Annotated in this window: 21 protein-coding genes and 4 tRNA genes; 15 read left to right on the forward strand and 10 right to left on the reverse strand. The window is 71.4% G+C overall.

The window, feature by feature from the left end:
* Positions 1-33: 33 nt before the first annotated feature.
* Positions 34-702, forward strand: a complete 669-nt coding sequence (locus tag DPA01S_RS10445; protein WP_061229000.1) for a YoaK family protein — start codon at positions 34-36, stop codon at positions 700-702.
* Positions 703-724: 22 nt separating this feature from the next.
* Here DPA01S_RS10445 and DPA01S_RS10450 read toward each other — a convergent pair whose 3' ends face one another.
* Positions 725-1,861, reverse strand: coding sequence for a hypothetical protein (locus DPA01S_RS10450; protein ID WP_061229024.1), 1,137 nt, complete (start codon positions 1,859-1,861; stop codon positions 725-727).
* A gap of 60 nt (positions 1,862-1,921) precedes the next feature.
* Between DPA01S_RS10450 and DPA01S_RS10455 the strand changes: the two genes are divergently transcribed.
* The 4 genes from DPA01S_RS10455 to purM all read left to right on the forward strand — a co-directional run bounded on the left by DPA01S_RS10455 (position 1,922) and on the right by purM (position 6,804).
* Positions 1,922-3,487, forward strand: a complete 1,566-nt coding sequence (locus DPA01S_RS10455) for an LssY C-terminal domain-containing protein (protein WP_219930784.1) — start codon at positions 1,922-1,924, stop codon at positions 3,485-3,487.
* Entirely contained in the window at positions 3,484-3,870 is a 387-nt protein-coding gene (locus DPA01S_RS10460) for a sterol carrier family protein (protein ID WP_061229023.1), read from the forward strand. The genes DPA01S_RS10455 and DPA01S_RS10460 overlap by 4 nt, the downstream gene beginning before the upstream one ends.
* Before the next feature lie 232 nt (positions 3,871-4,102).
* Entirely contained in the window at positions 4,103-5,656 is a 1,554-nt protein-coding gene (gene purF / locus DPA01S_RS10465; RefSeq protein ID WP_061229022.1) for an amidophosphoribosyltransferase, read from the forward strand.
* A 65-nt stretch (positions 5,657-5,721) separates the two neighbouring features.
* A complete protein-coding gene (gene purM / locus DPA01S_RS10470; protein ID WP_061228999.1) occupies positions 5,722-6,804 on the forward strand; it encodes a phosphoribosylformylglycinamidine cyclo-ligase in 1,083 nt (360 codons plus the stop codon).
* 158 nt (positions 6,805-6,962) lie between these two features.
* On the opposite strand, the gene DPA01S_RS10475 is transcribed toward purM, so the two are convergent.
* Both DPA01S_RS10475 and ygfZ read right to left on the reverse strand, forming a co-directional pair.
* Positions 6,963-7,148: a DUF3073 domain-containing protein gene (locus DPA01S_RS10475; RefSeq protein ID WP_007630683.1), complete on the reverse strand. Its 186-nt coding sequence runs from the start codon at positions 7,146-7,148 to the stop codon at positions 6,963-6,965.
* A gap of 226 nt (positions 7,149-7,374) precedes the next feature.
* A complete protein-coding gene (gene ygfZ, locus DPA01S_RS10480; protein WP_082767723.1) occupies positions 7,375-8,538 on the reverse strand; it encodes a CAF17-like 4Fe-4S cluster assembly/insertion protein YgfZ in 1,164 nt (387 codons plus the stop codon).
* 38 nt (positions 8,539-8,576) lie between these two features.
* Between ygfZ and DPA01S_RS10485 the strand changes: the two genes are divergently transcribed.
* Entirely contained in the window at positions 8,577-9,485 is a 909-nt protein-coding gene (locus tag DPA01S_RS10485) for an aminodeoxychorismate lyase (protein WP_061229021.1), read from the forward strand.
* Between the two features lie 125 nt (positions 9,486-9,610).
* Here the strand turns inward: DPA01S_RS10485 and DPA01S_RS10490 are convergent, their stop codons facing one another.
* From DPA01S_RS10490 to DPA01S_RS10505, 4 genes are all read right to left on the reverse strand, one after another.
* Positions 9,611-10,300: a heme-binding beta-barrel domain-containing protein gene (locus DPA01S_RS10490; RefSeq protein WP_174521546.1), complete on the reverse strand. Its 690-nt coding sequence runs from the start codon at positions 10,298-10,300 to the stop codon at positions 9,611-9,613.
* A gap of 119 nt (positions 10,301-10,419) precedes the next feature.
* Entirely contained in the window at positions 10,420-10,920 is a 501-nt protein-coding gene (locus DPA01S_RS10495; RefSeq protein WP_061916075.1) for a DUF8021 domain-containing protein, read from the reverse strand.
* A gap of 45 nt (positions 10,921-10,965) precedes the next feature.
* Complete coding sequence (locus DPA01S_RS10500; RefSeq protein WP_061228995.1) at positions 10,966-11,796, reverse strand: sulfurtransferase; 831 nt, start codon at positions 11,794-11,796, stop codon at positions 10,966-10,968.
* A gap of 10 nt (positions 11,797-11,806) precedes the next feature.
* Entirely contained in the window at positions 11,807-12,550 is a 744-nt protein-coding gene (locus DPA01S_RS10505; RefSeq protein ID WP_061228994.1) for a DUF2993 domain-containing protein, read from the reverse strand.
* 84 nt (positions 12,551-12,634) lie between these two features.
* Between DPA01S_RS10505 and DPA01S_RS10510 the strand changes: the two genes are divergently transcribed.
* From DPA01S_RS10510 to pstB, 6 genes are all read left to right on the forward strand, one after another.
* Positions 12,635-13,324: a winged helix-turn-helix domain-containing protein gene (locus tag DPA01S_RS10510; protein ID WP_007632135.1), complete on the forward strand. Its 690-nt coding sequence runs from the start codon at positions 12,635-12,637 to the stop codon at positions 13,322-13,324.
* The gene (gene mshD, locus DPA01S_RS10515; protein ID WP_061228993.1) at positions 13,321-14,259 is read left to right on the forward strand and encodes a mycothiol synthase; all 939 of its coding nucleotides are present in this window, start codon (positions 13,321-13,323) and stop codon (positions 14,257-14,259) included. The genes DPA01S_RS10510 and mshD overlap by 4 nt, the downstream gene beginning before the upstream one ends.
* A 252-nt stretch (positions 14,260-14,511) precedes the next feature.
* Positions 14,512-15,621: a phosphate ABC transporter substrate-binding protein PstS gene (gene pstS / locus DPA01S_RS10520; RefSeq protein WP_106385695.1), complete on the forward strand. Its 1,110-nt coding sequence runs from the start codon at positions 14,512-14,514 to the stop codon at positions 15,619-15,621.
* Between the two features lie 80 nt (positions 15,622-15,701).
* Complete coding sequence (gene pstC / locus DPA01S_RS10525) at positions 15,702-16,751, forward strand: phosphate ABC transporter permease subunit PstC (protein WP_106385696.1); 1,050 nt, start codon at positions 15,702-15,704, stop codon at positions 16,749-16,751.
* Positions 16,751-17,665, forward strand: coding sequence for a phosphate ABC transporter permease PstA (gene pstA / locus DPA01S_RS10530; RefSeq protein WP_061228991.1), 915 nt, complete (start codon positions 16,751-16,753; stop codon positions 17,663-17,665). The genes pstC and pstA overlap by 1 nt, the downstream gene beginning before the upstream one ends.
* Positions 17,666-17,674: 9 nt before the next feature.
* Entirely contained in the window at positions 17,675-18,451 is a 777-nt protein-coding gene (gene pstB, locus DPA01S_RS10535) for a phosphate ABC transporter ATP-binding protein PstB (RefSeq protein ID WP_061228990.1), read from the forward strand.
* Positions 18,452-18,585: 134 nt separating this feature from the next.
* On the opposite strand, the gene phoU is transcribed toward pstB, so the two are convergent.
* From phoU to DPA01S_RS10550, 3 genes are all read right to left on the reverse strand, one after another.
* On the reverse strand, positions 18,586-19,368 hold the full coding sequence (gene phoU, locus DPA01S_RS10540) for a phosphate signaling complex protein PhoU (RefSeq protein ID WP_061228989.1): 783 nt from the start codon (positions 19,366-19,368) through the stop codon (positions 18,586-18,588).
* Positions 19,369-19,447: 79 nt separating this feature from the next.
* Entirely contained in the window at positions 19,448-20,626 is a 1,179-nt protein-coding gene (gene dusB / locus DPA01S_RS10545) for a tRNA dihydrouridine synthase DusB (protein ID WP_061228988.1), read from the reverse strand.
* A 70-nt stretch (positions 20,627-20,696) separates the two neighbouring features.
* Positions 20,697-20,772: transfer RNA gene (locus DPA01S_RS10550), tRNA-Lys, on the reverse strand.
* 103 nt (positions 20,773-20,875) lie between these two features.
* Between DPA01S_RS10550 and DPA01S_RS10555 the strand changes: the two genes are divergently transcribed.
* The 3 genes from DPA01S_RS10555 to DPA01S_RS10565 all read left to right on the forward strand — a co-directional run bounded on the left by DPA01S_RS10555 (position 20,876) and on the right by DPA01S_RS10565 (position 21,353).
* Positions 20,876-20,948: transfer RNA gene (locus DPA01S_RS10555), tRNA-Glu, on the forward strand.
* 204 nt (positions 20,949-21,152) lie between these two features.
* Positions 21,153-21,229 (forward strand) — tRNA-Asp (locus DPA01S_RS10560).
* 47 nt (positions 21,230-21,276) lie between these two features.
* A tRNA-Phe gene (locus DPA01S_RS10565) sits at positions 21,277-21,353 on the forward strand.
* Positions 21,354-21,372 lie beyond the last annotated feature (19 nt).

The raw sequence follows: 21,372 nt of genomic DNA on the forward strand, positions 1-21,372 counted from the left end.
CCGTCGACGGCCGGGCCGGGGGTAGGCGGGCGCATGCGTGATCTGCGGAGACGCGAACGGGTGCTCGCCGTGGTGCTCGCCGGCACGGCCGGGTTCGTCGACGCGGTCGGGTTCCTCGTGGTGGGCGGCTACTTCGTGTCGTTCATGAGCGGCAACTCCACGCGCATGGTCGTCTCGCTCGCGGACGGCGACCTCGGCGCCGCCGGCATCGCGGCCGTCGTGCTGGTGTCGTTCTTCACCGGCGCGGTGGCCGGCGCGGTCGTCACGCGCCGCCGCAACCTCGACGACCGGCCGGCCGTCCTCACCCTCGTCGCGGCGCTGCTGGTGGCGGCTCTCGTGGCGCAGCGGCTCACCACCGTCGAGGTCCTCGCGGTGCCGCTGTCGGTGGCGGTCGCGGCCACGGCGATGGGCGCCATGAACTCGGTGTTCCACTCCGGCGGCGAGGTCTCGCTGGGCGTGACCTACATGACGGGTGCGGTGGTCAAGTCCGCCCACCGCCTGGTCGACGCGCTGGCCGGCGGCTCGTGGGCGCCGTACCGCCAGCAGGTGGCGCTGTGGTCGGCGCTCGTGCTGGGCGGCGTGGCGGGGGCCCTGCTGCACGTGGTCATGGGGGCCGACGCGTTGGCCCTGGCCGCGGCGGTCGTGATCGCCGCCGTGATCGTGACGGCCCGGCTGCGGGCCCGGGACCTCCGAACGCCCTGACGGCCCGTCAGGGCGTCCGGGCTCAGCGTCCTCCTCGTCGTCGTGCCCTCAGGTAGGCCTCCCGCGCGGCGAGGCCACGGACCACCTCGTCGAGCATCGGACGCACGAACCGCGCCTTGTGCGCGGCGTCGGAGGCCGCCGCGGCGGCCAGGTTGAGCGCGGAGAACACCGCCAGCATCAGCGACACCCGCACCAGGGTCACACTCACAGGGAGTCCGAACAGCAGGCCGCCCGTGTCGTTCAGGGGGCGCAGCGTCCACCGGGTCTCCGTGATGTCGGGCACCGCGATCCAGCCGAGCGTGAGGAAGAAGAACACGAGCGTGGCGAACAGCGCCGCCTGGATGAGGGTCGCCACGACCGGCACCAACACGAGGTTGATCCGCTCGCCGCGGCGCAGCGGGTGCTCGGGTCCGCGGTCCCGGAGCTCGTGGAGGATGTCGTCGCGCGTCGAGATGCCGACCAGCAGGACGGTGAGGGCCACGACGACGCCCAGCACGGCGACGGTGCGCGGCCAGGACAGTTCCACCATGACCTGCCAGATCTCCACGCTGAAGAACAGGAACAGGACCGCCAGCATGAGGATCGGCAGCACGCGCGCGACCATCGGCCCCGTCGTCGTCAGTTCCCGGCGCACGCGGCGCGCCGACCAGCGCACGAGCGACCCGAGCCCGGTGTAGGTCCCGACGAGCACCGCGGCCGCGGCGAGGAGGGTGGTGCGGTGGGAGGGGCCGTCGTGCGGGTCGAAGGCGACGTGGGGGACGACGACGAGGGCGATCAGCGACACCAGTCCGAGGGCGGAGCCGGTCGCCGGGCCGGCGCGTCGGGCCGTCTTCGACACCAGCCACCCCACGAGCGGGGCGATCGCCACGAGCGCGATCGCGAGCAGGAGCAGCTGGACGATCGGCTCGGGGGCGGCGAGCAGCTCGGGATCCGAGTCCGGGCCGACACGCTCGAGGAGGGCGGTCGTGTAGTCGTTCGACCGGTCGGCGGCCGCGAGGCCGGTTCCGGCGACGGCGAGCGCGGCGCTGACGCCGGCGGACCGGGACAGGACCTCGCGGCGTCGGGTCGAGGGGGCGATCATGAGCGGCAGGCCCAGCGCACGCAGGTGGTCCTCGTGTGCGGGCAGGCTGCTCGCGGGCGTCGGATCGGGCGTGGGCACGGCGATATTCTCGCAGCGATCCGCGGTCCGGCGGGTCGTACCGGACGCTATCGTCGAGCCATGTCCACCAGCGAGCGCACGGCGTCGGCTGCCGGCGGCGACGCCGCCCCCGCCGCCCCGCCCGCGACCCCGACCACCTCCCCGGCCGCGTCCCGGGACGAGCAGGTCCCCGCCGGGCCGCCCGTCTACGTCAGTCCACCGACGAAGGTCCGCGACGACACGGTGCGGCCGCCGCTGCCGGGAACCGTGGTGGACACCGTGTTCTTCGCCCTGGCCACGGTCGCGGCGGCGTGGTTGGGCTGGCGGCTCCTGGACGACGTGTGGCGCCACGCGTGGTGGCACTTGTTTCTGCTCGTCCCGTTCTGGGCGCTGGTCGCCTACCTGGTGTTGCCGCGGCTGCAGACCCTCCTCACGTCGGTGTACGTGCCCGGCTACTTCATCGCGCGCACCCGTACCTCCGACGGCCTGCTGGGGGATCCGGTGAACCTCGCGGTGGACGGCACGGCGCGGCAGATCCACGAGGCGATGACGGCCTGCGGCTGGGTGCTGGCCGACGACGTCACCGTCAGGTCCTCGTGGGGCATCGTCGTCTCGTCGGTGCTGCGGCGGTCGTACCCGTCCGCGCCGGTGAGTCCCCTCACGCTCTTCGGCCGGCGGCATTGCCTGGCCTACCAGCAGGAGGTCGAGGGCAACGCGTCCCGGCGGCACCACGTCCGGTTCTGGCGCTGCCCCGACGGCTGGCTCCTGCCGGGCGGTCACCGGGTGCAGTGGCTGGGCGCCGGCACGTACGACCGCGCGGTGGGCCTGTCGCTGTTCACGCTCCAGGTCACCCACAAGATCGACGCGGACATCGACGTCGAGCGGGATTACATCGTCGACTCGATCCGCTACCACGTGCCCGAGGCGGGGGTGCGGGTGCTGGAGAACTTCTCGGCCGGTTACCACTCCCGCAACGGCGGTGGCGACGCGATCCGCACCGACGGTGACCTGCCGGTCGTGGACCTGCGCGCCGTGCCCGTGCCCGACGTGTCGGCGGCGGAGCTGCCGCCCGGGGTCGTCCGGGCGGCGCGCGGATACGACGACCCCCGGGCCGAGGGCGGGATCGCGTCGGGCGACCCGGACCGCCCGGCCGATGACGCGGCCCCCGACCCCGGGCACCTGCCGCGCCCCGCCGCGCTGACGGCGGGATGCGCGCTGGTCGCGGTGACCGTGCTCGTCCTCACCGTCCTCGCGCTGCGCGACGTGCTGGGCGGGGCCGACCTCGAGGAGTTCGCCGGCCTGGACGAGTCCGAGGTCGTCCCGGCCGTCATGGCGCTCGCGGTGTTCATCGGCGCCGTGTACGGGGCGATGGCCGTCCTCGCGTTGCTCACGTGGCTGGGGTACGCGCGGCCGCGCGTGTGGCTGCTGACGATGACGGTGGTCAGCACGATCTCCACCGAGTACGGCCGCCTGACCACCGAGGCCGAACAGGACACTTTCCTCGGGGGCTATCCTGTCCTGGCCGTGAACGTTCTCATTTTGTTGTTGCTCACCAGTCGGCCCGCGCGCACGTGGAGCCGACGCACCGCGCAGGAGCGGCGCGCGCGCCGGCGAGCCCTGCCGGCGGGCGCGGGGGCCCGGGCGTGAGCCGCGTCCCCGACGCCGCGGCGGTGCGGGCGGCCGTCGAGGAGGTGGCCCCCTGGCTCGACGACGACGAGACGAACGCCAGACCTGGTCGGTCGGCCCTCGCGGCGGCGGTCCGCGGCACCGTGGAGAGCCTCGCGGCCGAGCTGCCGGGGCGGTCGGTGGAGGTCCGTGTGCCGCCGTACGCCGCCGCGCAGTGCGTCGAGGGGCCGAGGCACACGCGGGGGAGCCCGCCCAACGTCGTCGAGACGGACCCGCGGACGTGGCTGCAGCTGGCCACCGGCCGGGTGACGTGGGAGACCGCCGTCGCCGAGGGCCGGGTGCGGGCCTCGGGGACGCGGGCGGCGGCGGTCGCCGCGGGCCTGCCCGTCGTCCGCCGGGCGTGACCGCGGCCCTCGGGTGGTCCGCTCGCCGGCCGGCTGGAGGGGGTGCCGCCGCTGGCTTTGGGGTCACGGGGGTCGGGGAACGTAGACTTGCAGCACACACCGTCGGGGTCCGTCCGGGCGGGGAGTCCCGAAAGCCGTGAGGGAGCACCAGCTGGTGGAGAGCACGTCGTCACGTCCGGCACCGTCCGGGGCACTGCGCCGTACCGGCGTCCCCGCAGCCGTGGGGCTCGGGCTGCCGGACCCGTCCGCGCCCGGACCGGCGGGTCTGCCGATCGACACCGAACGGATCGGCCCCGTCGAGGAGTGCGGCGTCTTCGGGGTGTGGGCCCCCGGCGAGGACGTCGCCAAACTCACCTACTACGGCCTGTACGCGCTACAGCACCGCGGCCAGGAGGCGGCCGGTATCGCCGTCGCCGACGGCGAGCAGGTCCTCGTCTACAAGGACCTCGGCCTCGTGAGCCAGGTCTTCGACGAGAAGACGCTCGAGTCGATGCACGGCCACGTCGCGATCGGCCACTGCCGGTACTCGACCACGGGCGCGGCGAGCTGGGACAACGCCCAGCCGATGTTCCGCCCCACCACCGAGGGCGGTTCCGTGGTCCTCGGGCACAACGGCAACCTCGTCAACACCCGCGAGCTCAAGCGGCACGCCACCGAGCTGGGCATCCGCGGGTACACCGAGGACAGCGCGCACTCGGACTCCGACATCATCTCGACCCTGCTCGCGCACGAGGCGCGGGAGGGCGGGCTCGAGGAGGCCGCCGCCCGCCTGCTCCCGCACCTGCGGGGTGCCTACTGCCTCACCTTCTCCGACGAGAACACCCTGTACGCGGCGCGTGACCCGCACGGGGTCCGCCCGCTGGCGCTCGGTCGCCTGGAGCGCGGGTGGGTCGTCTCCTCGGAGACCTCCGCCCTGGACATCGTGGGCGCCTCGTTCGTCCGCGACATCGAGCCCGGAGAGCTCATCGCGATCGACGCCGACGGTGTACGGTCCCGCAAGCTCTCGCCCCCGACCCCCAAGACGTGCGTCTTCGAGTACGTCTACCTGGCCCGGCCGGACTCGGTGATCAACCAGCGTCTGGTCAACTCCGCCCGCGTCGAGATCGGTCGCCGGCTGGCCCGTGAACACCCCGCCGACGGCGACCTGGTCATCCCGGTGCCCGAGTCCGGCACGCCGGCGGCCGTCGGGTACGCCCAGGGCTCGGGCATCCCGTTCGCGCAGGGGCTCACGAAGAACGCCTACGTGGGCCGCACGTTCATCCAGCCCAGCCAGACCATTCGTCAGCTGGGCATCCGCCTCAAACTCAACCCCCTGCGCGAGGTGATCCGGGGGCAACGCCTGGTGGTGGTGGACGACTCGATCGTCCGGGGCAACACGCAGCGTGCCCTGGTGCGGATGCTGCGCGAGGCGGGCGCCCTCGAGGTGCACGTCCGGATCGCCTCGCCGCCGGTGCGCTGGCCGTGCTTCTACGGCATCGACTTCGCCAGCCCGGCGGAACTTATCGCCAACGGCGTCGACGCGTCGGACGGGATGCTCGAGGGAGTGCGTCGCGCGATCGGCGCGGACAGCCTCGGGTACGTCTCGGTCGACGGGATGATCGAGGCGAGCGGCCAGCGCAGCGAGGAGCTGTGCGCGGCGTGTTTCGACGGGCACTATCCCATCGAACTCCCCGACGACTCGGCCATGAGCGCGGCCGTGCGTGCGCTCGCCGCCGAGGTCGGCGAGCTGGAGATCGCCGAGGCCCCGGACAGCAGCGAGATCGCGGACGCCGTCCACAGGCTCTGACACCGGCGTCGACCGCCGACCCCCACCGGGCGCCCGAGAGCGGCGCCGACGAGGAGAGACACCACATGACCGAGAACCCACACCCCCCGACCGGCGCCTCGTACGCCGCCGCCGGCGTCGACATCGACGCGGGTGAGCGCGCGGTGGAGCTGTTCGCGCCGCACGCCAAGCGGGCGACCCGGCCGGAGGTGATGGGGGGCCTCGGTGGCTTCGCCGGGCTGTTCTCACTGAAGAACACCTACCGCCAGCCGCTGCTCGCCTCGTCCACGGACGGTGTCGGCACCAAGATCGCGGTCGCCCAGGCGATGGACGTGCACAACACGGTCGGGATCGACCTGGTCGCCATGGTGGTCGATGACCTCGTGGTGTGCGGCGCCGAGCCGCTCTTCCTTCAGGACTACATCGCGATCGGCAAGGTCGTCCCCGAGCACGTCGCCGACATCGTCGAGGGCATCGCCGAGGGATGCGTCCGCGCCGGCTGTGCGCTGCTGGGCGGCGAGACCGCCGAGCACCCGGGCCTCATGGCGCCGGGCGAGTACGACATCTCCGCTACCGGCGTGGGGATCGTGGAGGCCGACGAGATCCTCCAGGCCGAGAACGTCCGGCCGGGCGACGTCATCGTCGGAATGGCCTCCTCGGGGCTGCATTCCAACGGGTACTCCCTGGCCCGGCACGTACTGCTCGACCTCGCGCGGCTGCCCCTCGAGGGGCACGTCGAGGAGTTCGGCCGCACGCTGGGCGAGGAGCTGCTCGAGCCGACGCGGATCTACGCTCTCGACTGCCTGAGCCTCATCGCCGAGACCGACGTCCGCGTGTTCAGCCACGTCACCGGCGGTGGCCTGGCCGAGAACCTGGCCCGCGTGATGCCACGCGGTCTGGTCGCACGGCTCGACCGCGGTCGGTGGCCCGTGCCCGCCGTGTTCGGCACGATCGCGCACCACGGCCGCGTCGAGCAGGCGGAGATGGAGCGCACGTTCAACATGGGCGTGGGCATGGTCGCAGTTCTGCCCGAGGAGGACGTGGACCGGGCCCAGGCCGTCCTCACCGCCCGCCACGTGGAGAACTGGGTGATCGGCCACGTGGAGAAGGCCGGCGAGGACGCCGACGCGCCCCGCGTGGTGCTCGAGGGCTCACACGCGCGGTTCTGACCGCCCCACGCGGGCTGCACGACGACAGCGACCCGGCCGGGGCAGTTCCGGCCGGGTCGCTGTGGTTCTCGGTTTATCCCCGCCCGCGCCACGTACGTGGGCCGGGCATCCGTAGGGGGATGCCCGGCCCACGAGAGGTCTGGCGGGAGCGGGAGTGGTCAGTACCTGGTGTCGCCGTCGGACCACGACCCGTAGGGGTCGTCGTCCTCGTCGGTGCTGAGCCGCATGGACGACCCCCCACCCGACAACTCCTGCTGAAGACGTTCTAGGTCCGTCTGCGGAGTGTTGTACTTGAGTTCGCGAGCGACCTTGGTCTGCTTCGCCTTCGCGCGGCCTCGGCCCATTGACCTGACCCCCTCGGAAACGGTGCTGGGCCACCTCGGGGGTGCCCATTGCAAGTGTGAGTATCTGCCTGCCCACAGGATAGCGTGCCCGGCGCGGAATGTCCGCCCGGGTGTCGTGGAGCGGCCCGCGGGTCGGCCACACACGGGGGTGGGCGGCGCCTCCCCGGCAGGAGCCGCGCGGTCTGTCAGGACCGGCCGCCGGGGCCGTCAGGCCCGGCGGGGGGCGTCAGGCCTGGCCGCGGAGCCGACGGATCGCCTCGCGGCCGGCCTGCGAGCCGCCGTCCTGCGGGGCGGTCTCGGGATCGACGGCGGCGTCCACCCCGCCGATCTCGAGGGCCGAGTCCATGGGGACCGCTCGCTTCAACAGGGCGAGGGCGACCGGGCCGTCCTCGTGATGCTGGACGACCGTGCCCACGCGGCCGACCGGGCGGCCACCCGCGCGGACCTCGGCGCCCACCGCGGGCAGGTCGTCGCCGCTCGAGCCGTCCAGCTGCAGCCGCACGAGGACGCGGGGGGAGCGTCCGAGGTTATGGACCCGGGACACCGTCTCCTGGCCCCGGTAGCAACCCTTGTCCAGGTGCACCGCGCCCCGCTCGGCCACGCCGCCGATCCAGGTGGGGATCTCGTGGGGGATCGTCTTCTCGTCGGTGTCCACGCCCAGGCGCCCCCTCGGCGGGGTCGTCCCGGCCGCACGCAGCGCCTCGAACGCCCAGGAGCCCGCGGGCCGGGCGCCCGCGTCGACCGCGGCGGCGAACCACGCCGTCAGCGCCGGGCGGGGGACCACCAGGTCGACCGAGCCGGCCTGGGGCCACGGCATCCGACGGGCGATCCCGCCACCCGGCAGCGCCACGCTCGCGTAGTCCCCGGTCGGGAGGTCGACCTCGGCGCCGTCGGGCGAGGTGAGGGTCGTGGGCAGGCCCGCCCCGGCGAGGGTGAGGACCGCGAGGTCGGCGGCCGCGGGGGACGCATCGGCCCAGAAGACCATCTTGGTGAGGAACTGCAGCAGCGACTCGCCCCGACCGGGTTCGGTGTCCACGACCACCGTGGCGTCCACGTCGGCGAGCACGGCGTGGTGCTCGATCCGCCCGTTGGCGTCCAGCACCAGCGTCTCGCCGCCGCCGCCGTCGCCGATCTCGGCGACGTGCTGGGAGACGAACCCCTCGAGCCACGTCAGCCGCTCGCCACCGCCGATGGTCAGGACATCCCGATGGGAGCGGTCGACGACCACGAACCCGGAGTCGGCGGCCCGCTGCTCGACGAAGGGGTCGCCGTAGTGGTGGGGGACCCCCGCGTCAGCGGAGTCGTCGCTCGCGTCCACCGCTCCGGGGCGGGCCAGGATCGGGCTGCGGTAGCGGCTGTCGGTCCGGTCGGGCACAGCTGGATCGGTCACGATCGCGAGTGTACGTACCAGGTCGTAGTGTGGGCTCCATGGGCACTCCAGCGGGAACGGCGATCGATCGACCTGACGAGGCCAGGGTCGTCGTCCTGGTCTCCGGCGGACCGGAGGGGCCGCGGCCACGGGTCCACCCGGCGGACGAGCCGTTGCTCCTGGCGGACGACCTCGCCGCCGTCCGGGGGGACGGGTGCTTCGAGACCCTCCTGGTGGTGGGAGGCCGCCCGGCCAAGCCCGAGCGGCATCTCGCGCGTCTGGCGAGGTCGGCGGCCGCGTTGGGGCTCACGGGGCCCTCGGAGTCCGCGTGGCGGGCCGGAATGGACCTGGCCGCGCGCGAGTGGGACACCCGGACGGAGGCCATGCTGCGCCTGGTGCTGTCTCGTGGACCGGAGCGGGGCGGGCAGGAGACCGCGTACATCACCGTCGCGCCCGTCAGTGGGTCCGCGCTCCGGGCGCGGGCGGAGGGGATCGCCGTGACGGCCCTCGGTCGGGGGTACGCCTCCGATGCCGCCGGATCCGCTCCGTGGCTGCTGATCGGCTCCAAGACCCTGTCGTACGCCACGAACATGGCGGCGCTCCGGCACGCCGCGGCGACCGGGTTCGACGACGTGGTCTACCTCTCCTCGGACGGGGAGGTTCTCGAAGGGCCGCGCTCGACGGTGGTGATCGCTCGCGACGGTGAACTGCTGAGCCCACCGGCGGAGGTCGGGATCCTGGAGGGCACGACCCTGGCCGCGATGGCGGAGGTCGCCGCACGCGATGGTGTGCCCGTGCGGCGCGAGCGTCTCCTGCTCACCGACCTCGTGTCGGCCGACGCGATGTGGCTGCTGTCCTCCGTGACGCTGTACGCCCGGGTCCGCCGGATCGACGACACGACCCTGCCGGGCGGGGACCCCGGGATCGACGTCGCCGGGATGGTCGATCGCGCGGTCGGACGCGCATGAGAACCGCCCACCCGACCGGGGTCGGGTGGGCGGGAGCGGAGTCCGCGGGACGGGCCGGGTCGGCTACGCGGGGCGGGTCGGCTACTCGGGGCTGGGTCGGTTGCGCGGCCCGGGACCCGTTCGGGTCAGCCCGCGACGCGGCGCAGGCGCGCGGACATGTGTGGGACCAGGCCCTTCTCCGGGTGGACCCGTTCCTCGACCCATCCGAGGTCGCCGCCCTCGACGATCCCGTAGATCCTCTTGGCGCCGCCCCGCTTGGGGCCGGTGGGGGAGGCGAGGACCACGTCGGTGGCCATCTCCCATGCCGACTGGGTGATGGGGGTGCCGTAGTACATCTCGATGATCCCCGAGGCGTGGGCCACGAGGAACTCGAGCTGGTCGTCCGCCGAGATCCTCCAGAACCCGGTCTCGCGGTAGGCCGCGTCGTTCACGGCGCCTCCGGAGTCGTAGGTCCACGAGCGGGACGTCCAGCTCAGGTAGTTCTCGCCGTCGTGCGAGACCACCACCTGCTGGCCGAACCGGTGCTGACCGCGGTCCTCGGTGTCCGCCTCGCCCTCGCCCTCCCAGACACCCACGAGGGGTAGCAGGGCGAGTAGGCCGGGGTGGAGGTCGGGCCCGAAGCGCAGGTTGGCGGTGTCCTCGGGGACAGGGAGTTCGGAGAACGCGGGGATGTTCCGGCGGGCGGTCTCCTCGGAGCGCTGCGCGGCGGCGTTGACGGCAGCGTTCCCGGACCCGCGCACCACCGACTCGCCCCCTACCCCGTCAGGGGTGGGCGGCGTGGGGTCACCGGCGTTCGGCTGGCCGCTTTCCGTCACGACTCGTCGGTGACCGTGCGGTAGACGATGTAGCAGGTGGCCCACAGGATGGCCAGCGTGCAGAGGACCAGGAGGATCTCGAAGAAGAGCACCATGGCCTGATTCTAACCCCGAGGCGTTCAGCCCACTGCGATGCGGGCGTCGATCGAGTGGATGAGGCAGTCCTCGGGTGGCACGACGAAGTCCTCGGAGACCCTGGCCTTCACGCCCAGAACGGTCGCGAGCGTGAACTCCGCGTGTACGACGCCCTCCCGGCCCGGGGGGTCCACGGTGAGGACGATGTCCCGCACCTCACGGATCACCGAGTACTGCAGGTGCAGGTGGAGGTCCCAGCGGAGTTGGGCCGCGTTGAAGCCGGTCTTGATCCCGTTCTCGCGCCGCACGCAGTCGGGTGCGAACGGGACGCGGAACGCCGCGGCCGGCGCGGTGAGGGCGGTGAGGTACATCCGCACCGCCTCCTCGCGCTCCTCTGGGGAGTACGGGCCGGGGTGATCGGGTACCTCCGGGGTCGCCCCCCGACGCTGATCGATACCCACGAGGACTGCGGAGGCGACGGAGGCGCCGACGGCGACCACCGAGGCCCGCCCGGCCATGCCGAGCGCACGGGACAGCAGAGACATGAGATCGAGACTAGCCAGCTTCGCACCCGCGCGGGGCGCGAGGTCTCACCGCTCGACCGGGACCCCGATGAGGGAGCCGTACTCGACCCAGCTGCCGTCGTAGTTGACGACGTTGGGTTGGTCGAGGAGCTCGTGGAGGACGAACCAGGTGTGGCTGGACCGCTCACCGATCCGGCAGTAGGCCACGATGCGCCGAGCGGGGTCGTCGAGCACGTCCGAGTAGATCTCGCGCAGTTCCGCGTCGGAGCGGAAGGTGCCGTCGCGGGTGACCGCGCGGTTCCAGGGGATGCTGACCGCGCCCGGGATGTGACCGCGCTGGCGCCCGCCCTCCTGCGGCAGCCCTGCGGGGGCGGCGAGGCGACCGGTGTACTCGTCCACCGAGCGCACGTCCACGAAGCCGTCGCGTCCCAGCCCGGCGAGGACGTCGTCGCGGAACGCGCGGATCGACAGGTCCTGGGGGTCGGCCACGTAGTCGGTGACCGGGCGCCGGGGCGCCTCGGTCTCCAGGGGGCGCCCCTCGCGCTCCCACAGCATGCGTCCGCCGTCGAGGAGTCGGACGTCGCGGTGCCCGTACAGGCGCAGGTACCAGTACGCGTAGGCCGCGAACCAGTTGTGGTTGCCGCCGTAGACGACGATCGTGTGGTCGCGGCTGATGCCCCGCTCGGACATGAGTTCGCCGAAGCGTTCGCGGTCGACCAGGTCGCGCGTGTACTGCTGCTGCAACTCGGTCCGCCAGTCGAGGGCGACGGCGCCCGGGATGTGGCCGTCGGTGTGGTACGCCGTCACGTCCTCGTCGACCTCGAGGAAGACCACCGAGTCATCGGCCAGGCGCGAGGAGGCCCAGCTGGTGCTGACCAGTACGTCGTCGCGACTCATGCGGCCGAGTCTAGTGGCCGGGGCGCGCGAGACCGTCGAGCGGCGCTCCGCCGCGCGCGGCGACGCCGGCGGCGGTGATGGTGCCGCCGGTCACCGTGAGGGTGTCGACCGTGGCTCCTAGGGGGAGGACATCGGGTTCCAGGGTCAGGGCGGTCCGGCGCAGTGCGAGCTCGCCGTCACCGTCGGGGAACCCCGCGGGTCCGGTCGCCGGGGCGACGGGGACGAGCCGCGCGCCGTGGGTGTCGACGACGAGGTCGACGAACGCCGAGACGCGGACGTCGGATCCCTCGAGGGTCCCCGTGACGCGGGCCCGGTGTTCGGTTCCGCCCGCGAGACTCGGGTCGTCGGCGGCGCCGACCAGCACGTCCCGCATCCCCAGAGCGGGGCCGAGTGAGTCGCCGGTGATCTGGACCGAGACCGTCGACTCCCCGGCGATCGGCGGGGCTGCCGGATCGTCCGGCACGAGGACGTCGGTGGCCCTCGCCTCGACGGCGACGGGGCCGAGACCCGGCCGTTCGACCCCCTCGATCCGGATCGCCGCGGACGCGAGAGTGTCGGGCCCGACCCATCGCGACCCCGGACCGCCGCCGATCATGACCGACGGGGGCGCCGACCCGGGCGTCGCGGGGCCGCCGATCCGGGTCGACAGGTCCGCCTCGATCCGGGAGGCGTGCACCGTCTCCGTGACGAAGGCGCCGAGGGCGACCGTTGCCACTGCGACGACCGCGACGACGGCGGGGCGGGGGATCCTCATGGGCTCCAGGTGTACTCCACTCCCTGTTTCGGGGGTGGAGGTCGCTAGTATTCCTCTCGGCCCCCCGGATGGAGAGGAAGCGACATGGACGTAGTGCTCCTCGCCGCTGAAGCAGACCCGGAGGCGGTCATCCCGGCACTGCCTCTGCTCCCGCACTCGGTGCGTGTGCTCCCGCCGCTCGCCTCCTCGTTGGGCGAGCTCTCCGGGGCGGCCCTCGCGCTGGTCGACGCGCGGAGTGATCTGGCGGCGTCGCGGGCGTTGTGCAGGCTTCTCGCGGGCGGCGCGGACCTCGCCGTCATCGCGGTGGTCTCCGAGGGCGGGTTGATCGCGGTCAGTGGCGACTGGGGACTGGACGACATCCTCCTGCCGACCACGGGGCCCGCGGAGGTGGACGCCCGGTTCCGACTGGCGGCCGCGCGCCGCACCACGCAGGGCGAGGCCGACGGCGGCCTGCTCACGGTCGGTGAGCTGGTGATCGACGAGGAGACCTACGTCGCACGCGTCAAGGGCCGGCCCCTGGACCTCACCTACAAGGAATTCGAGCTCCTCAAGCATCTCTGCCAGCACCCCGGCCGGGTGTTCTCGCGCGCCCAGCTCCTCCAGGAGGTGTGGGGCTACGACTTCTTCGGCGGCACGCGCACGGTCGACGTGCACGTCCGGCGCCTGCGCGCCAAGCTGGGCCCGGATCACGAGTCCCTCATCGGCACGGTCCGTAACGTCGGGTACAAGGCGGTCAGACCGACGGACCGCCGCGAGGAGGGAGGGGACGCATGACGGTCGATGAACGATCCATGGACGCCGCCACCGCCGACCGGGTGGAGGCGATGGCCGCGGAGGCCGAGACGCTGGACGGGGTGGCCCCGCTGGGGGAGCAGCCGCTACGGGCGCTGCGGGCGCCGTCCGCCCGGGTCCGTCACTTTCTCGCGAGCGCTCCCGGCACGGACGGGCCGGCCGGGTATGCGCAGCTGACGGGCAGCGGACCCGGGTCGTCCGCCGAGCTGGTGGTCCACCCCGGACACCGCCGGCGGGGACTGGGCACCGCTCTCGTGCGCGCGGTGCTGGAGGCGGAACCGGATGTCGCCGTGTGGGCCCACGGGGATCTGCCGGCCGCGCGGGGTCTCGCAGACGGCATGGGCCTCGCGCGCACGCGCGAACTGCTGATGATGCGCAGGCGCGCCGCCGACGTCCCGGCGCTGCCGGACCAGCGCCCGGCCGAGGGGATCGAGACCGGCACGCTCGCCGACGCCGCCTCCGAGGGCGGGCAGCGCTGGCCGGGCCTGGACGCACGGGCGGAGTTCCTGCGCGTCAACAACGCCGCGTTCTCGTGGCACCCGGAGCAGGGCGGCTGGAGTCGTGATCAGCTCGACGAGCGGCTGGCCGTGGACTGGGTCGATCCTGCCGGCGTGTTCCTGGCCGTCGACGTCACGGGGCCGCGGTCGCGCTTGGCCGGGTTCCACTGGACCAAGACCGTCGCGGAGCCGGGGGAGCCGGTGGAGGGCGAGGTCTACGTCGTCGCGGTGGACCCGGCGGAGCAGGGGCGCGGTCTCGGCGGGCTACTCACCGCCCTCGGCGTCGCGCACCTCGAGGACACCGTCGGCGCGGAGTCGGTGGTGCTCTACGTCGAGGGTGACAACTCCCCGGCGATCAGTACCTACGAGCGTCTCGGATTCACGGTCGAGCACCGCGATGTGACGTACGCCTCGCGGTGATGACCGGGATGGCGGGGGTGCCCGTTCTCAGTGTCACCCCAGGTGGGGGCCTCGCCGGGAGGGCTCCGCGGGCAGGGTGAACTACGCGCGAACAGGGAGTTCATCTCGGGTTCACCTACTTCCTCGGGGCTGTTCACGTCCGAGCTTTAGGTTCTCTCCCCGTCGGGCCGGTGTGTGCGGTCCGGCCCCGCGACCAGATCGCCAAGAACGTGAACCGGTGGGGCATCCCGCCGGATGAACCTAGGAGATTTTGTGGACCTCAAGCGCACCGGTGCTCTGCTCGGCCTCGCTGCCCTCACGACGGTCGGCCTCGCCGCCTGCTCGGATAACAATGCCGGTTCCGGCGATCAGGCCGCTCAGCAGGTCGCCGACGCGGAGTGCGGCGGCAAGGCCGCACTCAAGGCCTCCGGCGCCTCGTCGCAGAACAACGCGATGACCGTCTTCGCCAACTCCTACGCCATGAGCTGCGAGGGCCACACCCTCGACTACAACTCGAACGGCTCCGGCGCCGGCGTCAAGGAGTTCATCGGCGGCCAGACCGACTTCGGCGGCTCGGACTCCCCCCTCAAGGACGAGGAGTACACGCAGGCCGAGCAGCGGTGCGAGGGCCCGGCGTGGAACCTGCCGGCTGTCTTCGGCCCGATCGCGATCGCCTACAACCTGGACGGCGTCGAGGTCGCGCTGTCGGCCGACACGCTCGCCAAGATCTTCAAGGGCGAGATCACCAACTGGAACGACCCGGCCATCGCCGAGGAGAACCAGGGCGTCGAGCTGCCCGACCAGGACATCACCGTGATCTTCCGCTCGGACGAGTCGGGCACCACCGACAACTTCCAGAAGTACCTCGAGGCGGCCGCGCCCGAGGTGTGGACCGAGGGCGCCGGCAAGACGTTCAACGGCGGCACGGGCGAGGGCGCCAAGGGCAACGAGGGCGTCTCCGCCGCCGTCGCGCAGACCCCGGGCACCATCACCTACACCGAGTGGTCCTACGCCAAGAGCCAGGACCTCGGCATGGTCAAGGTCATCACCCCGGCCGACTCCGAGGGCGTCGAGCTCAACGCCGAGACCGCCGGCACCACGATCGACTCGGCCACCCTGAAGAACGAGGGCTCCAACGACCTGGTCATCGACACCTCGTCGTTCTACGTCCCCGAGGCCGCGGGCGCCTACCCGATCATCATGCCGACCTACGAGATCGTCTGCTCGACCTACGGCGATCCCGAGACCGCCGAGGCCGTCAAGTCCTTCCTCAACATCGCGGTGTCCGAGGACGTCCAGGGTCAGCTCGAGCCCGAGGGCTACATCCCGGTGCCCGACGAGTTCCGCGAGAAGCTGGTGACGGCGATCTCCGAAATCTCCTGATATTTCCGGTCACCGCGTCCACCCCTGTACGGTCGGGCGCGGTGACCGACCCCTTTCCCACCTGAGCGACTGAAGGTCTCATGACAGTTCACGAATCCGTCGACCGTGACGCCGGCAAGAACTCCTCGTCCGGCGGGCCCGCCGACGGCACCGCCCCGGCGTCGGACGCGGACACGGGCGGCGGGAGCGGCCTGCGCGACGCCGGGTCGTCCCAGAGGATCGACGCGATCTTCCGCGGGCTCACCGTTTTCGCGGGCGCGGTCATCGTCGCGCTCATCGCCCTCATCGGGATCGTTCTGGTCATGCAGGCGACGCCGTCGCTCATGCAGAACAACGTCAACTTCTTCACGTCGTCCGTGTGGAACACCACGGACCCGGAGAACATGTCGTTCGGCATCCTCGACCTGCTCAAGGTCACGGTGCTGAGCTCCGTCTTCGCCCTGGTGCTGGCGGTGCCCGTCTCCATCGGGATCGCCACGTTCCTGGTGCAGTACGCGCCGCCCCGGCTCTCACGGACGCTGTCGGCCCTCATCGACCTGCTGGCCGCCGTGCCGTCGATCATCTACGGCATGTGGGGTCTGCTCGTCCTGGGGCCGTGGATGGTCCCGTTCGCCACGTGGCTCAACGAGAACCTCAACTGGTTCTTCCTGTTCGGCGACGGCAACGTCACGATCGCCGGCGGCGGCACCATCTTCACCGCCGGCGTCGTCCTGGCGATCATGATCCTGCCGATCATCACCTCGATGTCCCGCGAGACCATTCGCCAGACGCCTTCTCTGCACCAGGAGGCGGCGCTCGCGCTGGGCGCCACCAAGTGGGAGAAGATCCGGATGACCTGCTTCCCCTACGCCAAGTCGGGGATGATCGCCGGCTCCATGCTCGCCCTCGGTCGCGCGCTCGGAGAGACGGTGGCGGTCCTGATCATCCTCCGCGCGGCGAGTTCGCCCAGCACACTGTCGCTGTTCGACGGCGGGTTCACCTTCGCCTCCAAGATCGCGTCCGGTAGCGCCGAGTTCAACCACCCGCTGCCGACCGGTGCGTACATCGCGGCCGGCCTCGTGCTCTTCATCCTCACCTTCATCGTCAACCTCATCGCGCGCTCGGTGTCCGGTGGAAAGGTCAACGGCTGATGTCCCAGGCAACCCCCGACCTCGCCAAACCGGCCAAGCCGGCCGACACATTCCTTCCGATCTCCGGTGGCCGGAAGATCAAGGACAAGGCGGCGACCGTGGTGTTCACGGTCTGCTTCGTGCTGGCCGTCATCCCCCTGGTCGCCCTGCTGTTCAAGGTGATCGTCTCGGGTTTCCCCGCGATCATCAACGTGAACTGGTGGACCAACTCGTTCAATCTCGTCGCGCCGTCCTCGATGGCGGGCGGGGTCGGTCACGCGATCTACGGCAGCCTCGTACAGGCGCTGATCGCGGCCGTCATCTCGATACCTCTGGGCGTCGCCGCGGGCATCATGCTCGTCGAGTACCCCGACTCCAGGCTCGCCAGGCCCACGACGTTCATGGTGGACGTCCTCGCCGGCGTCCCGTCCGTGGTGGCTGCCATCTTCATCTTCGGCGTCTGGATCTCGGTGCTGAAGTTCAACCTCAGCGCCTTCGCCGTGGCTCTGGCGCTGGTGCTGCTCATGCTGCCGCTCATCGTGCGGTCGACCGAGGAGATGCTCAAGCTGGTCCCCGATGAACTCCGGGAGGCCTCCTACGCGCTGGGCGTGCCCAAGTGGAAGACCATCGTCAGCGTCGTGGTCCCGACCGCGCTGTCGGGCATGATCTCGGGCATCTTCCTCGCGCTGGCCCGCGTGATGGGCGAGACGGCGCCGGTGCTCATCCTCGTGGGCTACACGGCCCGCTACAACTACGACGTGTTCGAGGGCAACATGGCCTCGCTGCCGCTGCTGATCTACAACCAGCTCTCGAACCCCAACGAGGCCGGCCAGTACCGCATCTGGGGTGCTGCCCTGACGCTCATCATCATCATCGGGCTGGCGAACGTGCTCGCCACGTTCGCCGCCAAGGCGCTCGCGCCCAAGACCAAGTAAGGACCCGATATGGCCAAGCGACTCGACCTCGAGAGCGTCGACATCTTCTACGGCGACTTCCACGCCGTGAAGGACGTGAACCTCCATGTTCCGCCCCGCTCCGTGACGGCGTTCATCGGCCCCTCCGGCTGCGGCAAGTCCACGGTGCTGCGTTCGCTCAACCGGATGCACGAGGAGATCCCCGGTGCTTCGGTGAAGGGCTCCATCAAGCTCGACGGAGTCGACATCTACGACAAGAAGATCGACCCGGTCGCCGTCCGCCGCACTATCGGGATGGTCTTTCAGCGCCCGAACCCGTTCCCCACGATGTCGATCAAGGAGAACGTCGTCGCGGGTCTGCGTCTGCAGGGCGTGAAGAACAAGAAGACCCTCGACGAGGTCGCCGAGAAGTCGCTGCGCGGTGCCAACCTGTGGAACGAGGTCAAGGATCGTCTCGACAAGCCGGGCGGTGGCCTGTCCGGCGGTCAGCAGCAGCGTCTGTGCATCGCCCGCGCGATCGCCATCGAGCCCCAGGTACTGCTCATGGACGAGCCCTGTTCGGCTCTCGACCCTATCTCGACCCTGGCGGTGGAGGATCTCATCGCCGAGCTCAAGAACGACTTCACCATCGTGATCGTCACGCACAACATGCAGCAGGCCGCCCGTGTGTCCGACCAGACGGCGTTCTTCTCCCTCGAGGCCACCGGAATGCCCGGGCAGCTCGTGGAGGTCAACTCCACCGAGCGCATCTTCTCCAACCCCGAGAACAAGCAGACCGAGGATTACGTCTCGGGCCGCTTCGGCTGAGCCGACCACGACCCGGATCGCCTCGCGGCACCAGCCGGATCCCGCCACACACGAGACCGCCCCGCCCCGGGCTCGGAACCCCGGGACGGGGCGGTCTTCGTCGTGCGTGACGCGTGTGGCGCGCCACCCGCTGGTCAGGACCCCTGTGGTGACCCTTCGTCCTCATCCGGTTCGTGCTGCGCCATCCGCTGTTTGAAGGCACGGTCCGTCTCGTTGAAGCGGCGAACCAGCTCCTCGCTCGACGGCGACGGCTCCTCGGGATCGCTCTCGGGGGTGGTGGCGTACTCGCCGGTCGCCAGGAAGATCACGCGCTGCGCGACCTCGACCGCGTGGTCGGCGAACCGCTCGTAGTACCGGCCCAGCAGGGTCACGTCGACCGCGCAGGCCACGCCCCACTTCCACTCGCGAACGGTGAGCAGGGTGAACAGGTGGCGACGCAGGTCGTCGACCGCATCGTCCTGCTGTGCCAGGGTCGCGGCCTGCTCGGGGTCCCTGTTGAGCAGCACCTCGGTGGCCGAGCGGCCGAGGGCGACGGCCACGCGGCCCATCTCCGCTAGGTAGCCGTTGACCGGCTCTGGCAGAACCGGCTCGGGATGGCGCCGGCGGACGATCTTGGCGACGTGGCCCGCCAGGGTGCCCATCCGGACCAGGTCCTGCACCAGCTGTATCGACGTGACCACCTGGCGGAGGTCACGCGCTACCGGGGCCTGGAGGGCGAGCAGCGCGAAACCGCGCTCCTCGTTCTCGGTCGCCAGCCGCGACATCTCCGACGACGACTGTAGGACCTTCTCCGCGGCGACGAGGTCGACCTGGAGCAGAGCGTGGGTGGCCAACTCCATGTCATCGGTCGCGAGGGAGCACATCCGGGCCATGGAGGTGGCCAGATCCGCGAGTTCTTCGGAGTAGACAAGACGCATACCGCCAGCATACGCCCATGTCAGCGCGGTGATCTCCGCTCACGGTGAACGCCCGGTGAACTCGGGGTCACCCCGGGGGTCAGCCCCCGGAGTTCTCGGCGTCCGCGCCGGCGAGCGCCACCGCGTCGTCCTCGGGGTCGTCCAGCCACCCTTCGGGCAGCAGGACCTTCGACGGCGAGCCCTGCCGCCCACGCGGTCCGTAGCCGTCCGCGGGGAACGGCTCGTCAGTCGGCAGGTCGGCCAGCATCGCGGCGAGATCGTTCAGGGTGCGGACGGCGGACAGGGCCACCCGCTTCTCCGACCCGGCGGGGAACCCGCGCAGGTACCAGGCGACGTGCTTGCGGATGTCCCGCATGCCCTTGTCCTCGCCGTGGTGCTCGGCGAGGAGTTCGCCGTGGCGGTACATGATCCGGGCGACCTCTCCGAGAGTGGGCGGGGTCGGCGCCTCGCGGCCCGCGAGGCGGGCGGCCAGCTCGGAGAACAGCCACGGACGGCCGAGACAACCGCGGCCGATCACCACGCCCGCGCACCCGGTCTGCTCGCGCATCCGCACCGCGTCCTCGGCGGAGAAGATGTCGCCGTTACCGAGAACCGGCACGTCCGATACCGCGCCGACGTGCTCGACCAGTCGCGAGATCTGCGACCAGTCCGCCTCCCCCGAATACCGCTGGGCTGCGGTCCGCGCATGGAGCGCCACCGCCTTGGCGCCCTCCTCCACGGCGATCCGACCGGCGTCGAGGTGAGTGTGGTGCTCGTCGTCGATCCCGACGCGCATCTTGACCGTCACGGGGATCTCGGTGCCCTCGGTGGCCCTCACCGCCGCCGCCACGATCGACCGGAACAGGCGGCGCTTGTAGGGGATCGCGGATCCGCCGCCGCGCCGGGTGACCTTGGGGACCGGGCATCCGAAGTTGATGTCGATGTGGTCGGCGAGGTTCTCGTCGACGATCATCCTGGCCGCCGCGTACGTGTACTCCGCGTCGACCGTGTACAGCTGCAGACTGCGGGGCGACTCGTCGGACGCGAACGTCGCCATGTGCAAGGTCGCGGGCTGCCGCTCGACCAGCGCACGGGCGGTGACCATCTCGCACACGTACAGTCCCGACACCGATCCCTGCTGCTCCCGCTCGATCTCGCGGCACAGGGTGCGGAAGGCGACGTTGGTGACCCCGGCCATCGGCGCGAGGACGACGGGCGACGCGAGCTCGAGCGGGCCGATGCGCAGCGCGGGGGAGGCGGTGGCGGTGGGGGCGGACATGGATCAAGTGTCCCAGTGGTCGGCGTACGCGTCCAAAATCGGTGACGAGCAGCCGACCAGGCGACCGCGGTGGTGCCCCCAGTCGGGCTCGAACCGACGACCTGCGGATTAAAAGTCCGTAGCTCTACCAACTGAGCTATAGGGGCGACGGCCACGATACCGCCCCGCCTCCCGGTTGGTTTATCCGCCCGGCGGGCGGTGCCCTACACTGGAGCGCGCTGCGGACCGGCGATCCCGGACGTGGCGTAGGCCCCCTTCGTTTAGCGGCCTAGGACACCGGCCTTTCACGCCGGCAGCGCGGGTTCGAATCCCGTAGGGGGTACACAGTCGAGGTCCCGGTCACCGAGCAGGTGGCCGGGACCTCGTGCGTTCAGTGCCTCGCGACGATGGCGCCACCGCGCCCCCCTCGGGATCGGGGGCGCCCCGCTTCGAACGCGGCGCTGACCAGCGCACGACCGGGGGACCGGGGCCCGATTTGCGCATCGACGGCGGCGTCCACTAATGTTCTTTCTCGTGCGGAGAGCACGGCCCTGTGGCGCAGTTGGTTAGCGCGCCGCCCTGTCACGGCGGAGGTCGCGGGTTCAAGTCCCGTCAGGGTCGCCAGAGGCAACCGGCGCATTCGGTTTCACCGGGTGCGCCGGTGGTCTTATGGCCAGGTAGCTCAGTTGGTACGAGCGTCCGCCTGAAAAGCGGAAGGTCGTCGGTTCGATCCCGACTCTGGCCACCACGGACATGACGCGCCGGAG

Source organism: Dietzia papillomatosis NBRC 105045 (assembly GCF_001570845.1).
Classification (GTDB): domain Bacteria; phylum Actinomycetota; class Actinomycetes; order Mycobacteriales; family Mycobacteriaceae; genus Dietzia; species Dietzia cinnamea.

Coding starts and splice junctions, on each gene's coding strand:
- DPA01S_RS10445 (WP_061229000.1), top strand. CDS start 34: ATGCGTGATCTGCGGAGACGCGAACGGGTGCTCGCCGTGGTGCTCGCC.
- DPA01S_RS10455 (WP_219930784.1), top strand. CDS start 1,922: ATGTCCACCAGCGAGCGCACGGCGTCGGCTGCCGGCGGCGACGCCGCC.
- purM (WP_061228999.1), top strand. CDS start 5,722: ATGACCGAGAACCCACACCCCCCGACCGGCGCCTCGTACGCCGCCGCC.
- DPA01S_RS10475 (WP_007630683.1), bottom strand. CDS start 7,148: ATGGGCCGAGGCCGCGCGAAGGCGAAGCAGACCAAGGTCGCTCGCGAA.
- DPA01S_RS10485 (WP_061229021.1), top strand. CDS start 8,577: ATGGGCACTCCAGCGGGAACGGCGATCGATCGACCTGACGAGGCCAGG.
- DPA01S_RS10495 (WP_061916075.1), bottom strand. CDS start 10,920: ATGTCTCTGCTGTCCCGTGCGCTCGGCATGGCCGGGCGGGCCTCGGTG.
- DPA01S_RS10500 (WP_061228995.1), bottom strand. CDS start 11,796: ATGAGTCGCGACGACGTACTGGTCAGCACCAGCTGGGCCTCCTCGCGC.
- DPA01S_RS10505 (WP_061228994.1), bottom strand. CDS start 12,550: ATGAGGATCCCCCGCCCCGCCGTCGTCGCGGTCGTCGCAGTGGCAACG.
- DPA01S_RS10510 (WP_007632135.1), top strand. CDS start 12,635: ATGGACGTAGTGCTCCTCGCCGCTGAAGCAGACCCGGAGGCGGTCATC.
- mshD (WP_061228993.1), top strand. CDS start 13,321: ATGACGGTCGATGAACGATCCATGGACGCCGCCACCGCCGACCGGGTG.
- pstC (WP_106385696.1), top strand. CDS start 15,702: ATGACAGTTCACGAATCCGTCGACCGTGACGCCGGCAAGAACTCCTCG.
- pstA (WP_061228991.1), top strand. CDS start 16,751: ATGTCCCAGGCAACCCCCGACCTCGCCAAACCGGCCAAGCCGGCCGAC.
- pstB (WP_061228990.1), top strand. CDS start 17,675: ATGGCCAAGCGACTCGACCTCGAGAGCGTCGACATCTTCTACGGCGAC.
- phoU (WP_061228989.1), bottom strand. CDS start 19,368: ATGCGTCTTGTCTACTCCGAAGAACTCGCGGATCTGGCCACCTCCATG.
- dusB (WP_061228988.1), bottom strand. CDS start 20,626: ATGTCCGCCCCCACCGCCACCGCCTCCCCCGCGCTGCGCATCGGCCCG.